The sequence below is a fragment of the Marinomonas sp. 63XJN7_7_ISO-PGPR-S23-202 genome (assembly GCF_056173505.1).
This window is the reverse complement of record NZ_CM149677.1, coordinates 3,576,944-3,592,681: the sequence shown is the minus strand read 5'-3', so window position 1 is coordinate 3,592,681 and position 15,738 is coordinate 3,576,944. Positions and strand designations below refer to the sequence as shown.

Annotated in this window: 12 protein-coding genes; 6 read left to right on the top strand and 6 right to left on the bottom strand. The window is 44.1% G+C overall.

Annotated features, from left to right (window positions below):
• Positions 1-29 precede the first annotated feature (29 nt).
• From AC0VYG_RS16600 to AC0VYG_RS16585, 4 genes are all read left to right on the top strand, one after another.
• Positions 30-1,325, top strand: coding sequence for a C-glycoside deglycosidase beta subunit domain-containing protein (locus AC0VYG_RS16600; protein WP_475429051.1), 1,296 nt, complete (start codon positions 30-32; stop codon positions 1,323-1,325).
• Positions 1,326-1,408: 83 nt separating this feature from the next.
• The gene (locus AC0VYG_RS16595) at positions 1,409-2,632 is read left to right on the top strand and encodes an MFS transporter (protein ID WP_475429050.1); all 1,224 of its coding nucleotides are present in this window, start codon (positions 1,409-1,411) and stop codon (positions 2,630-2,632) included.
• A 7-nt stretch (positions 2,633-2,639) separates the two neighbouring features.
• Positions 2,640-4,274, top strand: coding sequence for a GMC family oxidoreductase (locus AC0VYG_RS16590; RefSeq protein WP_475429049.1), 1,635 nt, complete (start codon positions 2,640-2,642; stop codon positions 4,272-4,274).
• 115 nt (positions 4,275-4,389) lie between these two features.
• Complete coding sequence (locus AC0VYG_RS16585; protein ID WP_475429048.1) at positions 4,390-5,028, top strand: TetR/AcrR family transcriptional regulator; 639 nt, start codon at positions 4,390-4,392, stop codon at positions 5,026-5,028.
• Positions 5,029-5,346: 318 nt separating this feature from the next.
• On the opposite strand, the gene AC0VYG_RS16580 is transcribed toward AC0VYG_RS16585, so the two are convergent.
• The 5 genes from AC0VYG_RS16580 to AC0VYG_RS16560 all read right to left on the bottom strand — a co-directional run bounded on the left by AC0VYG_RS16580 (position 5,347) and on the right by AC0VYG_RS16560 (position 11,305).
• A complete protein-coding gene (locus AC0VYG_RS16580) occupies positions 5,347-6,255 on the bottom strand; it encodes a LysR substrate-binding domain-containing protein (protein ID WP_475429047.1) in 909 nt (302 codons plus the stop codon).
• Between the two features lie 136 nt (positions 6,256-6,391).
• Positions 6,392-7,888: a CoA-acylating methylmalonate-semialdehyde dehydrogenase gene (locus tag AC0VYG_RS16575; protein ID WP_475429046.1), complete on the bottom strand. Its 1,497-nt coding sequence runs from the start codon at positions 7,886-7,888 to the stop codon at positions 6,392-6,394.
• A gap of 38 nt (positions 7,889-7,926) precedes the next feature.
• Complete coding sequence (locus AC0VYG_RS16570; RefSeq protein WP_475429045.1) at positions 7,927-9,087, bottom strand: iron-containing alcohol dehydrogenase; 1,161 nt, start codon at positions 9,085-9,087, stop codon at positions 7,927-7,929.
• A 132-nt stretch (positions 9,088-9,219) separates the two neighbouring features.
• On the bottom strand, positions 9,220-10,851 hold the full coding sequence (locus AC0VYG_RS16565; protein ID WP_475429044.1) for a BCCT family transporter: 1,632 nt from the start codon (positions 10,849-10,851) through the stop codon (positions 9,220-9,222).
• Entirely contained in the window at positions 10,844-11,305 is a 462-nt protein-coding gene (locus tag AC0VYG_RS16560) for an adenine nucleotide alpha hydrolase family protein (protein ID WP_475429043.1), read from the bottom strand. Before AC0VYG_RS16560 ends, AC0VYG_RS16565 begins: the two co-directional genes overlap by 8 nt.
• 432 nt (positions 11,306-11,737) lie before the next feature.
• Between AC0VYG_RS16560 and AC0VYG_RS16555 the strand changes: the two genes are divergently transcribed.
• Positions 11,738-14,251 carry a CoA transferase gene (locus AC0VYG_RS16555; RefSeq protein WP_475429042.1) on the top strand — a complete coding sequence of 838 codons (2,514 nt, stop codon included), beginning with the start codon at positions 11,738-11,740 and terminating at the stop codon, positions 14,249-14,251.
• A 114-nt stretch (positions 14,252-14,365) separates the two neighbouring features.
• Here the strand turns inward: AC0VYG_RS16555 and AC0VYG_RS16550 are convergent, their stop codons facing one another.
• A complete protein-coding gene (locus AC0VYG_RS16550; protein ID WP_067341305.1) occupies positions 14,366-14,755 on the bottom strand; it encodes a tautomerase family protein in 390 nt (129 codons plus the stop codon).
• 482 nt (positions 14,756-15,237) lie between these two features.
• On the opposite strand from AC0VYG_RS16550, the gene AC0VYG_RS16545 reads away from it, so the two are divergent.
• Positions 15,238-15,495, top strand: a complete 258-nt coding sequence (locus AC0VYG_RS16545) for a hypothetical protein (protein WP_475429041.1) — start codon at positions 15,238-15,240, stop codon at positions 15,493-15,495.
• Positions 15,496-15,738 lie beyond the last annotated feature (243 nt).

Genomic DNA, 15,738 nt, shown 5'->3' with positions numbered 1-15,738 from the left:
AGATAAAAATCCTGGTGTTAAGGATTCATATGCTTCAAAGAACAATAATACAATCTCGAGGCTGTAAAGCCGTTATTTTAGAAAATGGTCAATCTGCGGTGCAGTTCCAACTTCGCAACCCAAACTATCGTGGAGTACAAGCTAGTCTTATTGATGGGATTGAAATTACTTTAGATGGCCAGAGTTACTCTCATGAAAAAGCACTTTGGACTCTTCAAGGTGAAACTCATGACCTTGATAACCTACGTAAAACAACCGATTTGCGTTGGCAGTTGGATGAAGTTGCCATTATCACTTTACCTCTTGAAACGCCTTTTACGGCCGGAGTTCATGATTTAGAAGTAGTGATTTTTATTCGCCGTCCATATATTCCTGCTCAATTTGCAAGATCTCCTTTTAAAACGGCTTCTAAAGTGGTTGCCGTTCCAGAAATTGAAAGTGACACGGGAATAAAACTAGGAGTATCAACTTATAGTTACAGTGGGGATATGAATACGCTGGTTACTCTTGAAGATATGATGGCTGATTTAGATGATATTGGTGCTCAGGGAATTGAACTGCTGAGTGAGGGAGATATTTCTGGTTACCCAGCGCCTTCCAATCAGTGGGTAGATCAGTGGTTCAATCTTTTGGATAAATACCATCTGCAACCTACTAACTTGGGAACGTGGGTTGATACTAATATGTGGCAGGATCGAGATCTCACTGCTGACGAAGGAGCTAACCAAATCAAAAAAGATTTAGAGTTAGCTGCAAAACTTGGCTTCACATCGATTCGCCCAAAGTTTGGTGTTACCTCACTGGATTTACATCCTCACCCTATTTGGAAAGAGTCAGTTGAAAGATCGTTAGATCTAGCCCATAAGCTGAACATCGTCATTTGTCCTGAAATTCATAGCCCCACCCCCATTCAGCATGTAGTGACTCAAGGCTACATTGACTTTATTGAAACGACTAAAACGGATCATTTTAAATTGATCATCGACACAGGCATTTTTCAAACTGCTCCCTGTGATGATGGCCATGAAGGGATTGAATTGAAACCAGGGCAGAAACGTCCGCCATTCTTAGAGCCATTAAAAGTTCCTATGAGTGATTTGAAAGACATTTTGAAGCATGTCTATTTCATTCAATCAAAGTTTTTTGAAATCGATGACAACTTAAATGATCTTCATATTCCGTGGAAAGAAATCATAACCACTCTCCAAGAAAATAGCTGGAAAGGTTGGCTTTCAAGTGAGTATGAAGGAAGAAGAGAGCCATATAGAGGAAGAGACCAGATTCGCCGTCAGCATGCTTTGCTGAAGTCACTCATTAATCAGTGATGTTAAACGTAAGTGAATAAAGCTTAACGCTTCAAAAATGAAGCAAATTAATAACTCATAAAACAAAAAACGGAGATAAAACTATGTCTGGAATGAGTAGCACTTCCACGACAGCAGGTCGAGGCACATTCATAAAGGGGATTACGCTTTTATACGCGCAAATTCTACCTGTAATGGCGATTGTTTGTTTGTTACCGGCAATACCAAAATTGTTTCAGCATTTTGGTGGTATAGAGAATGCAAAAACACTTATACCAATGATTGTGACGATACCGTCGTTATTTTTGGCGATAACAGCGCCATTCGCGGGGATGATTTCTGATCGTTATGGCCGTCGTGTTTGTTTCATCGGGGGAATGGCGCTGTATTCGATTACGGGCATCATTCCTGTTTTGACAAATAATATTGAAATCATAGTGGCAAGTCGCGCTGTACTGGGAATTGCAGAAGCATTTGTAGTGACAGTTTCCAGTACTTTAATTGCAGACTACTTTGGTGAAAAAAGACATGGTTGGGTGTCTTGGGTAGGTATATCTACGTCAACCGCTGGCACACTTCTAGTTCTTGCTGGTGGGGTTCTAGCTGATGTGAGTTGGAAAGGTCCCTTTTTCATCTATTTGCTAGCTATTCCTGGCTTCATCATGGCTCTGCTGTTTATTGATGAGCCAATTAAGGATTCTTCTAAATATAATAGTTCAACAAATAAATCACTTGGGTTTCCTTTTAAAGCGGCAATGCTGATTGGTAGTGTAACACTGACTTCATCCATAATTTACTATGTAGAGCCTCTTAATGTTGCCAATATTTTAGCTGCAACTGGAATAAAATCGTTCTCAAATATTGGTCTGATTCAAGCTGCGACAACGTTGCCTTATATATTAGGAGCCCTTTTATATCGCTGCTTATCCCATTGGAAAATTGGTAGCTTACTTTGTTTAGCGGCGGTTTTTATTGCTATTGGGCAAGTCGTTATTGGCTTAGCGCCAACCTATATCGAAGTGTCACTTGGTGCCGTTATCCAGCAATTAGGTGCTGGCATGGTTATCCCTGCGTTATTAGCTTGGGGACAATCTGTTCTTCCGTTCGAGCAAAGAAGCCGTGGTATGGGAATCTGGGCGACAGCCTTTTTTACTGGCACTTTCCTTTGTCCGATGTTGTTCAACATCATTTCATCCGAATTTGGTGGCGCTCAGCCAGCAATGGTCGTTGTGGGTGTCATTGCGGTGCTTCTTGCTCTGCTTAGTTTTTCTCTTTCAAGAATGTTTCACAGTAAAAATGAGCGCAGTGAAGTATCTGCTGCCCAATAGGTAACTTATGTCAAAACATACAAAAAACTTTGATTACATCATCATCGGCGCAGGCTCTTCAGGAAGTGTTTTAGCTGATCGCTTAAGTGCTGATGGGAAAAGCACCGTTCTTCTAATTGAAGCTGGTGGGCGCAATCATTCAGAACTTGTAAACATGCCTAGGGCATTCTTGAAAATGTGGGGAACGCCTGGATACTTCTCCTATTTTCCCATTAAGGAACAGAAAGATAGACCACCAGGTGAAACATGGGTGTATGGACGTGGGCTAGGAGGTTCTAGTTCAACCAACGGAACTTGGTTTCTTCGTGGAATGCAGGCTGATTATGATTCATGGGCGGATATGGGGTTAAAAGAGTGGTCTTGGGATCATGTATCTCGCTGCTTCAATGAGATGGAAAATTATAAGCATCCCGATGCTCACCCATCAAGAGGAAAAAATGGTCCATTACAGGTAACCGAATTGCCCTATCGAGGCCGAATCCTAGACGCTACTCTGAAAGCCGGTATGGAACTAGGGTTACCAATATTAAAAGATATTAATACCCCAAATACAGAAGGTATTGGCTATACGCAAGCAACGGTTGATAGGAGAGGGCGTCGAGCCTCTTCGTATAGAGCATTTTTAAAACGAGCACTTGGTAGAAGTAACTTGACTGTTATGACAGATACCACAGTTGAGCGTATTAATTTTGACGGTCTTCGTGCAGTGGGGGTTTCATGTAAAGCACAAGAGTCATCCTTTGATGTAGATGCTAACTGTGAAGTGATTGTTTCTGCTGGGGTGATGCAAAGCCCTAAATTGCTTCAGGTTTCAGGACTTGGGCCTGAATCGGTACTTAGAAATGCTGGAGTCGACGTTGTAAAAGATTTACCTAATGTCGGTCAAAATTTAGTTGATCATGCCATGCTTTCATTGTCATTTAGATTGCAAAACGAACAGGGCGCGAATAGAGAGTTTCGTGGCTGGAGATTAGCAAAACACGTTATCCAATATTATTTAACTCGTAAAGGTCAAATGGCTTATACGTCTCCAGAGATAACCGCTTTGATTGCATTAAATTCTGAAAAACATTGGCCCGATGTTCAATTTGGAATCGGACCTTTTTCAATGAGGTCGTCTGAGGAAATGAAGGCGAACCCAGGTCAAGGGGCTTTAGAAGATAAGCCAGGTCTGACAATCAATGCCATGTTTCTAAGACCAAAGAGCCGCGGAAGTATTGAAATTCAATCTTCGGATATCAAAACTCCAGTGCTTGTGGACGCAAACTGGTGGGGGCATCCAGATGATAGAAATGATCTGATTAAGGTTGTTAAGCTAATGAGAGAGTTCGTTTCTCAGCCAGCATTATCTCCTTATATTGTTCATGAAGTTTCGCCAGGCGATGAATGCAAAACCGATGATGAAATATCTGAGGCTTTAAACTGGCTAGTGAGTCCGGGTCTTCACGGTACAGGGACTTGTAAAATGGGGAGCCCAGAAGATTCAGTATTAGACTCTAGGTTGAGGGTTCATGGAGTAGAGGGCCTTCGAGTCGTAGATTGTTCCTCCATGCCTACACCTCCATCAGGGAATACAAATGGCCCAGCAATGATGTTAGGGTACAGAGCGAGTGAGTTAATTCTCGAGGATAGAGACCGTTAAAATGTCATAATAATTCCCACCTTTGTATGAAAAATCACAAAGGCGGGATAAGATGTTTTATCTTATTAACTTTCTTGACCATTAAGCCATGATAGGTAATCAAAAGAATCAAATAATGTTGGACTCTAAATCATTTTCTTCAAGAAAACCTAAGCAAGATAGGAGTGTTGCCTCTCTTAATAGAATGTTCAATGCCACAATGAAGCTTTTATTCGAGCGTCAGTGTGAGGATTTTACTTTACAAGAGGTAAGTGCTGAAGGTGGAGTGTCAATTGGTTCTATCTACTACCGATTTAAAAGCAAAGATGATTTGGTTAGAGAAGTCATTGCACATGGTTTGGCTAACATGGCGTCTAAAGAAGAAGATTCAATTAATCGTCTTTTGGAAGAATGCACCACCCTCAAAGACTATGTCCCTCGTTACATATCTGAATATGCTGAAATTCTAAAACAGAATGAACTGCTTCTTCGTCTATCGATGACCAAAGCGAGTTCGGACAATATCGCAAGTCAAAGAGGCAACTCGCAGATGCAGAATGCCACTAAGATTAGTACAAATGCTTTACTTCAATTTCGTGATGAAATAAATGGAAATCCAGATCTAAAAGCCCGAATAGTGTTCCAAACAGCATTTGCCACCTTAGCAAGGAATTTAAGTTTGGATACAAAAGATGATCAACAACTGATGGTTGAGTGGAATAGTTTAGTTTCTGAATTAGGGATGATGTCGTTGGCATACCTTGTGAAAGAGTAGTTGAATAGTCGCGTGAATCGACAGTTTTTAGTATCTTTACGAACGGTTGCTGATGTCAAAGACGATGATTTTGTTACGTTCTAACAGAATTATGGCTTTACCTTCCTTCAGAAAGAGGAACACAGTGTCAAACTTTGTGGGCCGATCGAATCCATTGTGACGTTTTTCAAAGATTGAGAATAACCAATTAAGGCTGCAATCCATTGCGGATTGCTGCCTTAACGGCTAACTCTTAGGGTTGGTTACGTTGTTTCCTGAGAGGGTACAGCATCGTTTCGTCTGAAACTTGGCTGGCCAAACAGTATCTAAATTTAACGTTCATCCCGTTAATTGAGCAGTATTTGACCCAATTTCCTGTAATATCCACTGTCGGAAGACTTCGGCATTGGGATGCGGAATTTGTTTGATGGGCCTTGCAAGATAAAAGGCTTCTGAGGTTTCTACACTATGCTCAAAAGGAGAGATGAGTTTCCCGTTGGCCAGCATTCCTTCGATAAGAGACGAACGTCCCAGAGCAACGCCTTCACCTTGAGCGGCGGTTTCCAGTGCGGAGATCAAGGTATCAAATTGGATATTGGAAGCGGCTTCCACGTGCCCGTATCCGGTTTTGTTAAGCCAATGTCCCCAACCTTCCTCGTATCCGAGTACATGCAGCAGTGTACATTGTGATAACTCCTCAATCGAAACAGGAGGGCGTTGTAAGCTACTGAGTTTTGGAGCGCAAACGGGGATCAAACGATCCCAAGTTAGGCGCTCACAGATCATACCTTGCCAGTCACCATGGCCATAACGAATTTCCATGTCTGCATCCTTTCGATCCACTTCATTCACCCAAATATTACTGGTGAAACGTAGAGAGATATTGGGATGAGCTTCACGAAAGCGTGCGAGCCTAGGAATCAACCAGCAAGTGTAGAAGACTAAACTGACTTTTAAGGTTAACGGGCGAAGTCGAACTTGGCCAAATATTTCATCTGTTGCAGCCTCCATGCGTGCTATGGAATCACGAATCACCGGAAGATAAGCAAGACCAGAATCTGTCAATTCAAGCCCTCTTGGTAAGCGCTTAAATAATGTACAGCCAAGCTGTGATTCCAGCCCTCTTATTTGCTGACTTACGGCCGCTTGAGTAAGGTTTAACTCTGTGGCTGCTAGAGTAAAGTTTAAATGACGAGCAGCAACATCAAAAGAGTGCAACCAATTTAAAGGTGGGAGACGCTTTTTCATATTTGTTAGGGGTCTCAGTACAAAGTTTAAAGCGGAGCTTAGAGTCGTTTACTTTTATGGAATACTCCCAAAAAATATCCATCAACTAAGCTCATTTTTTTGTAATTGGCGGCTTTTAAAAAGCCGCCAGTCAAGGTTACTTCATAGTCGGCATTGAGAACTCTATACCCTCTCGGACTCCAGCGGAAGGCCAGCGTTGAGTAATTGTTTTACGCTTGGTGTAAAAGCGAACGGCATCCGGTCCATAGGCATGTAAGTCACCAAATAAAGAGCGCTTCCAGCCACCAAAACTATGGTAAGCCACAGGCACTGGCAGAGGAACGTTGATGCCCACCATACCAACCTGAATATGATCACTGAAATAGCGGGCCGCTTCTCCGTCACGAGTGAAAATACACGTACCGTTACCGTATTCATGGGCGTCAATCAGATCCATTGCTTCCTGCATCGTCTTCACTCGAACTACCTGCAATACTGGGCCAAAGATCTCTTCTTTATAGCTCAACATGTCAGGTGTTACACGGTCAATCAGTGTACCGCCAACAAAGAAACCGTTCTCATATCCTGCTACTTGAGGGTTGCGTCCATCAACGACCACTTCTGCGCCATTTTCTTCTGCGCTATCAATATAACCAACCACTTTATCCTTGTGAGCGCAGGTAATCACTGGGCCAAAATCGTTGCTTTTATCACTATGGTTGCCAACTTTTAGGCTGACCATGGCTTCTTTCATTTTACTAACGAGTTGGTCAGCAGCGGCATCGCCGACGGCGACGGCAACTGACAATGCCATGCAACGTTCACCAGAGGAGCCAAAGGCGGCGCCGAGTAGTTGATTGACCGCATTGTCCATATCTGCGTCGGGCATGACAATGGCATGGTTTTTGGCACCACCTAGGGCTTGGCAACGTTTACCGTGGGCGTTAGCGGTGCTGTAAATGTACTCAGCGATGGGGGTAGAGCCGACAAAGCTGACGGCTTTTACGCGTTCGTCAGTCAGTAGCGTATCCACCGCTTCTTTGCCGCCATTAACGACATTGAATACACCCGCTGGTAGTCCTGCTTCCTGCAACAACTGTGCGACAAGCAAAGTTGAACTTGGGTCGCGTTCCGATGGCTTCAGTACAAAGGTGTTGCCGCAAGCGATTGCCATGGGGTACATCCAAAGCGGTACCATGACAGGGAAGTTGAATGGCGTGATGCCAGCCACCACACCTAGAGGTTGGAATTCGCTCCAGGAATCAATATTGGGACCCACATTTTTACTGTATTCGCCCTTTAGTAGTTCTGGTATGCCACAGGCATACTCAACATTTTCAATACCACGCTGGAGTTCGCCAGCCGCGTCATGAACAATTTTGCCATGCTCTTCACCTACCAGTTCACAGATCTTGTCAGCATGTTCTTCCAGAAGCTGCTTGAACTTGAACATAATTCGTGCGCGCTTCATCGGTGGCGTGTTGCGCCAAGCAGGGTAAGCCGCCTGAGCCGAGGCAATCGCTTCCTCGACGGTTCTTTTAGAGGCTAAATCAACCTTTTTGGTCGCTTCTCCTGTCGCAGGGTTAAATACGTCCTGGTTTTGGCTGCCTTCAACAACCATTTTGCCGTTGATCAAATGTCCGATAGTGTTCATGTTATTTCCTATTTAATAATAAATTAACGTTTGATATTTCAAGCCCAAAGAGTGCGATATATTTCTACAATCTCGTTGTCACTAGGAATTCTAGGGTTGTTACCAGGAGAGCCTGATGCCAGTGCCTGCTGAGCCATTGTCGGCATCAGTTCTAGAAAATGTTCACGGTCGATACCGAATTGCTCAGGTGTGGGGACTTGTAACTCACTATTCAAGTCTCGGAGTTCCTGAAGCAATTTTTGGTTTGCTTGATCCACACTGTCTGTTTCTTTTGCAATTCCCATCGCTTTAGCGCAATCCGCATAACGATCTGGTGCGGCAGGAATGGAAAACTCAGTAACACTTGGTAATAGCATGGCGTTGGAGAGTCCATGTGGGACATGGAAAGCCGCTCCAATAGGGCGACTCATGCCATGTACTAAGGCAACGGAAGCATTCGAAAAGGCGATCCCCGCCATGGTTGCGCCGAGCATCATGGCTTCACGTGCTTGTGCATCTTTACCATTGTGGTAAGCCTTGCGAAGGTTTGGTGCCAGTAATCTCATGGCGGCGAGCGCTTGACTATCACTGTAAGGGCTCGCTTTACGGCTGACATAAGCTTCTATTGCATGGGTAAGGGCATCTATGCCGGTATCAGCGGTAATTCGTGGGGGCAAACTGAGGGTGAGTTTGTAATCCACGAGGGCGGCGATGGGCATGAATCCAATGCCGACACATAACATTTTCTCGTCATTGGTTTCATCGGTAATAATGGTAAAGCGAGTCACCTCGGATCCTGTGCCAGCCGTTGTTGGCACGGCAATAACTGGCAAGCCTGCTTCGTTTACAACGCAAGGAAATTTATAATCTCGCATGGTTCCCCCAAAGTGGGCGAGAATACCGATTGCCTTAGCGCTATCAATTGGACTACCACCGCCCAGAGCAATGATGCAGTCGTAATTGCCATCACGTGCTTTTTCGACACCTGCCTGAATAGAGGCAACTGTTGGCTCAGGGATGGTGTCATCGAAGACATCGGCATTTAACTCATTATCATTGAGTAGGGTTTGTAAGGTTTTGGCATAGCCAAGCTGTACCATCATCTTGTCGGTAATGATCAGTGGTCTTGTGCAACCGAGCCCTGCAAGGATATTGGGGATCTCTTTAGTTGCATCTGCTCCGACCTGCATAACTCTTGGCAGTATAATTTGAGTAGACATATCAACTCCTTGATTTTTAGAGTACAGAGACGGCCATTTTCTTTGGGTGATATTGCTAGCCAAAATCCACTTAGGTCTCTGAGTTAAGTTCCATCTCTTAGTTAACTAAGAGATGGTGTTAAAATTTTGTTGTTAAAGGTTTCTGGTGACTACTTGCATACTTTCATCCTCTTTTGTGTATAGATGAGATCGCTCACGCAGAGTATTTTCCGATAACTCTGGCTGTTCAGAAAACTCTGCCCTTAGTGACTTATACAGTCCGATGACGGCAAGGATGATAATGATGGAGAAGGGAAGCGCGGCCACAATGGAGGCCGTTTGCAGCGCCTTGAGTCCCCCCGCAATCAACAATGCAGCGGCTACTGCACCGACAGCAATCCCCCAGAAAATGCGGTAGCGTGCACGTGGATGTTCAGCCCCCATGGACAGCAGTGTACAAATAACCAAGGTGGCGGAGTCAGCAGAGGTGACGAAATAGGTAATCAGCATCAAAGTACAGAGGCCAGCCATCAGAAGCGTTATTGTTTGACCGTTACCCAGTAGCTCGATTGTCTTGAAAAGCGCAGTGGTGGTGTCTTGATTCACCGCTTGCACAATGCCGCCGCCACCGAATAATTGTATGTACATAGCGGAATCACCAAAGATTGTGATCCAAAGTGCAGCAAGAAGTGTTGGCGCAAGCAGAACGCCGAGAACAAATTCTCGGATAGTACGGCCCTTGGAGATACGGGCGATGAATATGCCACAGAAAGGAGACCAAGCAATCCACCAGCCCCAGTAAAAGATTGTCCACCAGCCTTGCCACTGGCTTTTAGGTGTCGTGTCGACCCAAAGTCCTAGCTGTACGACGTGGGACATATAGTCGCCAAGATTGTTAAAAATTGAACCTAGAATATAAGTAGTTGGTCCAAAAATAACAAACAATCCAAGCATCACTACGGTCATTTGCATATTCAGTTCACTGAGAATTCGGATGCCTTTTTTTAGACCACTAAGTACTGATAGCGTTGCGCAAACAGACAGTAGGGCAATCAGTACGACTTGTGTTCCGATCGACATTTTGATGCCAAATAAATAGTTCAACCCCGAGTTCATTTGTTGGGCCCCTAACCCAAGTGACGTTGCTATTCCGAACACCGTACCAAACACAGCGAGAAGGTCAGCAGCGTGTCCAATTGGGCCATATATGCGCTCTCCGAACAGTGGGTATAAGCAGGAGCGGATTGAAAGGGGGAGACCTTTGCGATACGAGAAGTAAGCTAGGGACATGCCTATTACCGAGAACAGTGCCCATCCATGCAATCCCCAGTGGAAGATCGTGATGCGCATCGCGACCTGAGCGGCTTCGGGGGTTTGCTGTTGAGCGGCCGTAATAAAGGGGTTGTGTTGGAAGTGGTCGATAGGCTCCGCAATACTCCAAAACAATATGCCGATACCGATACCCGCACCGAATAACATGGAGAACCAAGAGAAAAAACCAAATTCAGGACGATCTGAGTCTTTACCAAGACGGATATTGCCATAACGGCTGAATATGAGCCAAACCGAGAAAAACAACATAAAACTCATTAGGCCGATGTAGTACCAGCTGAGCTTAGAGGTAATAAAACTCTGAGCTGAGTTATATACGGAACTGGCATATTTTGGATTGGCAATTGTAAATACGACGAAGGCAAGTACAAGAACCGCTGAACCGATTGCCATAACTGGATTTACACCCGCCAATAAACCTGATTCCGGTATTTTATATTTTTTATTATTCATGATGTTTTTTTCTCCATTTTTTACACATTACCATCAAAGAATATTGGATATGGCGCATTACTTTCTTTGTATTTACTCTGATTAAGTAATTAGAAACGCCAAAAGTGTATATGGCTGTAATGATTAGGCCAGTAATTAATTTCGACACAATAGGCAAGGTTTTAGAATAGATTCGTCCCCGTCCCTCTTGGGACTGAACGCTAATGTTTTTATAAATATATCCGGCAATAAACTGATTAAGTTGATTTATCCCTTCTTTACAGAGGCGACTATTCATCACGTTAGAAAAATAGTTTTTGATGGTGGAAACGCCCGTTTTTTGGGCGATAGCGGCGATCTCCAGCTGGGCGTGATAACGCTGGGCAAGGTCGGTTGTGGCCGATAATAAACTTTGCCACGAACGTTCGTGGTCCCTGTCTATCGGCACGAGGATGCATTTATGCATTGTATTCATTGGTGCTGCTCCTAACGGTTTGTATTTTTTTTTATTGAATTAATCCCGTGGCAGTGATGATCGAGATGGGCGGTTAGATCCTATAACGATATCGAGGGTCATTATTTAAAAAGAGTTAGAAGCAGAAAAGAAATAAAAAGACACTCTAAGACTAAAAATTATTTATGGCTAAGTTTACTTTTACTGAGATAAACCGGATTAGGAAGTTAAAACACGCATTACTCATAAAAAAAATTAGCCCTAAGGCGGATTATTTATTGCTGGTAGACAACCCAAACCATTCCTAGACTCAGCTCCTATCCAGAGTGTGACAGCTTTAATCGGTTGTTGGTTAAGCGAAATCAGAAAGTCAGTAGTCATTTTGGTTATTGCGATATTAAAGCAACCTCACTTTTTGTTAAAAAACGCTTTACATAGATAGGAAAGGTGAAAATGAATAATAACAATGAATTGCCTTTGAAAGGTGTCCGTGTTGTAGATTTTGGTCAACAGATTGCCGGCCCAGCCGCCGCTATGGCATTGGCCGACTTTGGCGCTACCGTTATCCATATTGATCCACCGGGTGGGCCAACTTGGAAAAATCCTGCCAATGAAATTCTCAACCGAAATAAGCTGAGTCTAGAGCTGGATTTGAAGTCTGAACAAGGTCTTTCTAAGGCATTAGCCTTGATCGACAAAGCGGATATCGTGATAGAAAACTTCCGTCCAGGCGTTATGAAAAAGTTAGGGGTTGATTTAGAGGCTCTACGTTTGGCTAGACCAGAACTGATTACATTGTCGATACCTGGCTTTGCAAGTAACGATACACTGCGTCGAGAATGGAAAGCGACGGAAGCCGTCGTTGCCGCTACCTGTGGCGGCTATACCGATATGGGGTTCAATCGCGTCTTGATGGGGTTGAACCCAAGTTTTTCACCGCTTCCATTGGGCTCATCGTATGCGACGGCATTGTCGGCGGCTTCCGCTGTTCTTGCCCTATACGAGCGAGAAAAAACGGGGCGAGGTGATCATATTGAGGTGCCTATCGCAGCAGCCATGATGGAAGGACTGTCCTATAACTCCTATGTTATTGATGGATTGCCTGAACGCTACAAAACCATGCGTGAGCATGAGATTGAATACCGCCGCAACAACAACATTCCCTTGGATCTTTCGTACGAGGATCTACAAGAGTATCTAGACCCCTTTTATCGTACTTATGAATGTGCCGACGGCCGTAAATTTTATTGTGTCTGTCCTTCTCATCGTAACCATGCCAAACGAGCGTTAACCGTCTTAGGCATCTATGATGAACTGGTTGCCGAAGGGCTACCAGAAGTCGCTGATTTACATCTCCCTATCAGTGAATGGGATGGTGAGACATCCATTGGTGTTTACCCATTACCGAAAAGGTGGGCGGATATTATCGCAGCGAAAATGAAAGCCGCTTTTCTTACCAAAACCTCCGAGGAATGGGGACGCATTTTTGGCAAAGCATCGATTCCAGGCGCGCCTCACCGTACAACGGAAGAATGGGTGCAGGACGAGCATGTTAACCTTGCAGGCCTGATTGTTGAGGTAGACACTCCTGATTACGGCATCATGAAGCAACCCGGTCCTATCGCTTGGTTAGAAAATGAAGCCGATGCCATGCTAACGCCGCGAGCTTGTCGCCATGTCAGTTTCGATGAAGCATTGGCTGAACTGAATGAGGTCGCTGCCCAAGAAAAAGTCACTCGACCCACTGGAACCGATATACAGCCTGCATCGGGTAAAGGTTGGCTAGAGGATTTGCGCATACTAGATTTGACGAATGTTATCGCGGGGCCTCACTCCGCTGCATTCTTATCTCGCTTTGGTGCTGAAGTCATCAAGTTAGATCCTGTCAAGCCACTTTATGATCCATTGATCGGGACCATGTATACCTTCCAGTCAGGGGTTAATAAGCGCAGTGCCGTCGTCAATATCTCCACCGAAGAAGGTCGTGAGATCTTCAATAGGCTGGTACGGTCAGTGGATATGGTCGTCATGAACGCACCTCAGCGGCAGATCGTCCAATTAGGGCTGGATGAAGAGACATTGAAGAGCATCAAACCCGATTTACTGTTTTGTCGTCTGGACTGCTTGGGTGGACCGCGAGTTGGGCCAATGTCGGAGTACATTGGTTACGACGATATTATTCAAGCCATCAGTGGCATTATGAGTCGCTTTGGGGGGATTGAAACACCTGAAGAACATGCACACATTGGAACTCTTGATGTTAATTGCGGTTTTGCTGCTGGCTTGGCAACGGCTGTGGCTTTGTACCAGAAATTGAAAACAGGCAAGTGCTCCCGTGCCCGTACATCACTTTCGTCAGTGACTAACTTGTTGCAGATTCCCTATTGTTACGACTATGCGGGACGTCCACCATTTAATGAACCTTCTGGTAGAGAGGGGATGGGTTTTGGACCGTTGGCACACTTTTATCAAACCAATAATGGTTGGATCTATCTAGATTCCGATAGTGTAGAGCTGGAAAAAATAGCAGCCATTGAAGGGTTTGAAGAAATGGTCAAGGTGGATGATATCAAATCCTTCCTGACCAAGCAGTTTGCTAAGGCACCATCTGAATACTGGGCCGATCAGCTGCGGGAAAAAGATATCGCTGCTGCTATTCCTGAGTCGATCGAACATCTACGTACGGAAAACAGTCGCCTTAGTGATGGAACCACTGGTATTGACCGAGGTAGCTTTGCGTTTACGATCTTCCCTGATCACCCGTGCGGCCATCAAGTGACTCAAATTGATCATTATGCGATTCGCCCCACAGAGGCCGCTATTCGCCCATTGAAACCAACAGAGCGCACAGGTCATTCGACGCGGGAGATTTTGGCAGAAGTTGGGTATGACGTGGCCGAGATCGACTCCATGCTCAAACGCAACATTGTAGGGTTAGGGTGGGGGAAAGAATTCTTACCAAGCTAATGTTTATGGCGGGCTTGTGCCCGCCAATGCTTTTTTGTTAAGAGTCGATGAAAAAGTACCTTGTCTTCATCGACCCCAAGTGACTCTATGAGCCAAAATAACGGTCTGGCCTCATTATAAGCGACCTGTTAGATATTGAGACTCACCAAATCCAAAGCTCCAGTCGACATCTGTATTGGTGATGACTGAGATGAGAATGTCCTTAGGCGATAGTCCAATGGCGTTGCCAAGCTGTTCAGTGACATGTTTATAGAACTGAGTCTTCATAACCGTTGCACGGGGACTGGTGAAAACTTGGATGACGATGGCGTCTTCGCTGCGTTCGAACCCTAATCCTGTATCAAGCAGCACCATGCGTCCCGGTTTGTGTTCGGTCACTATCTGGTAGCGATCGTTTTTGGGCACGTTAAAGGCGTCAACAACGCAATCTTGAATGGTATCCATGATAGTTTTTATCTCATCATCCGAACGTCCTTCGTTTAAATCAATTCTTACTAGTGGCATGTTACCTCCATCAGTTGGTTACTATTTGTTTATTAGCATACAGACTTTCCTTTGCGATTGATGGGTAAGGCCGAGGCTTCCCTAATTGAATCATGTTACTTGGAAATTTGAAGTTTGTGATATTTGGAGTCAGGTGAAAAACATCCTTTAATCTTTATCGACCCCAAAGCGACGACAACCCAGTTTCCGCCCGCAAGAGGCGACAGCAAAGTAGGGTACAAATGTTTTGCGATATTAAGAGATGTCCATAAATTCGCTATCAACTTTGTCGTGCTCGCAGTTATTTTGTTTGAAATATTTAACTAATTGATTTATATGAAATATATTTGACATTGAAAATGTATTTTTTTATATGCGTTTTCTTGTTATCCTTTTTGTCTATCCATTTTGATGGGGATTTTGTGAATCGCCAGTCAAATTAAATAAAGCTAAGATAGCTTGGTAGAAAAATAAACAATCATATTCATTTAGGATGGGTTTTAATGACGTCGTTAACTTCATTAGAGATATATAGAACAGAGCACGTTCGCATTGCTGGTAACAAGTACAAAATCAAGTTGGCTTCAACGGAAGATGGACATGAACATGCCTTGATAGTAGAAAATGAAAAGACTAAGCAGAATGCTTCCTATCATTTAAGTGCAAAAGAAGCACACTATATCAATCTCCATAGAAATGAAGAGCTTGAAGCAAAGTTGCTCGAAATCATTAAAGATGACATAGACAGTCAGCATTTATAAGCTGGCTTTCGCTCTCATGATTTCATTCTTATTAGTAGCCTGTGTGGGCTGATGAAAATCTTCATCAGCCCACAAGAATTCAACGAACAAAACTTACTCCCCACTTAGACCGACTCCGCCGTACTGGCAAGAGAAGGCCACCCTATCTCGATCTAAACGCCACTCCATGAACGCTCTTGTTTAATCATTTCTTGATATTTATCGACTAGTTTGTTGGTTTCCTACTCAGACCATTAAAGATGA

Coding starts and splice junctions, on each gene's coding strand:
- AC0VYG_RS16600 (WP_475429051.1), top strand. CDS start 30: ATGCTTCAAAGAACAATAATACAATCTCGAGGCTGTAAAGCCGTTATT.
- AC0VYG_RS16595 (WP_475429050.1), top strand. CDS start 1,409: ATGTCTGGAATGAGTAGCACTTCCACGACAGCAGGTCGAGGCACATTC.
- AC0VYG_RS16590 (WP_475429049.1), top strand. CDS start 2,640: ATGTCAAAACATACAAAAAACTTTGATTACATCATCATCGGCGCAGGC.
- AC0VYG_RS16585 (WP_475429048.1), top strand. CDS start 4,390: ATGTTGGACTCTAAATCATTTTCTTCAAGAAAACCTAAGCAAGATAGG.
- AC0VYG_RS16580 (WP_475429047.1), bottom strand. CDS start 6,255: ATGAAAAAGCGTCTCCCACCTTTAAATTGGTTGCACTCTTTTGATGTT.
- AC0VYG_RS16575 (WP_475429046.1), bottom strand. CDS start 7,888: ATGAACACTATCGGACATTTGATCAACGGCAAAATGGTTGTTGAAGGC.
- AC0VYG_RS16570 (WP_475429045.1), bottom strand. CDS start 9,087: ATGTCTACTCAAATTATACTGCCAAGAGTTATGCAGGTCGGAGCAGAT.
- AC0VYG_RS16565 (WP_475429044.1), bottom strand. CDS start 10,851: ATGAATAATAAAAAATATAAAATACCGGAATCAGGTTTATTGGCGGGT.
- AC0VYG_RS16560 (WP_475429043.1), bottom strand. CDS start 11,305: ATGAATACAATGCATAAATGCATCCTCGTGCCGATAGACAGGGACCAC.
- AC0VYG_RS16555 (WP_475429042.1), top strand. CDS start 11,738: ATGAATAATAACAATGAATTGCCTTTGAAAGGTGTCCGTGTTGTAGAT.
- AC0VYG_RS16550 (WP_067341305.1), bottom strand. CDS start 14,755: ATGCCACTAGTAAGAATTGATTTAAACGAAGGACGTTCGGATGATGAG.
- AC0VYG_RS16545 (WP_475429041.1), top strand. CDS start 15,238: ATGACGTCGTTAACTTCATTAGAGATATATAGAACAGAGCACGTTCGC.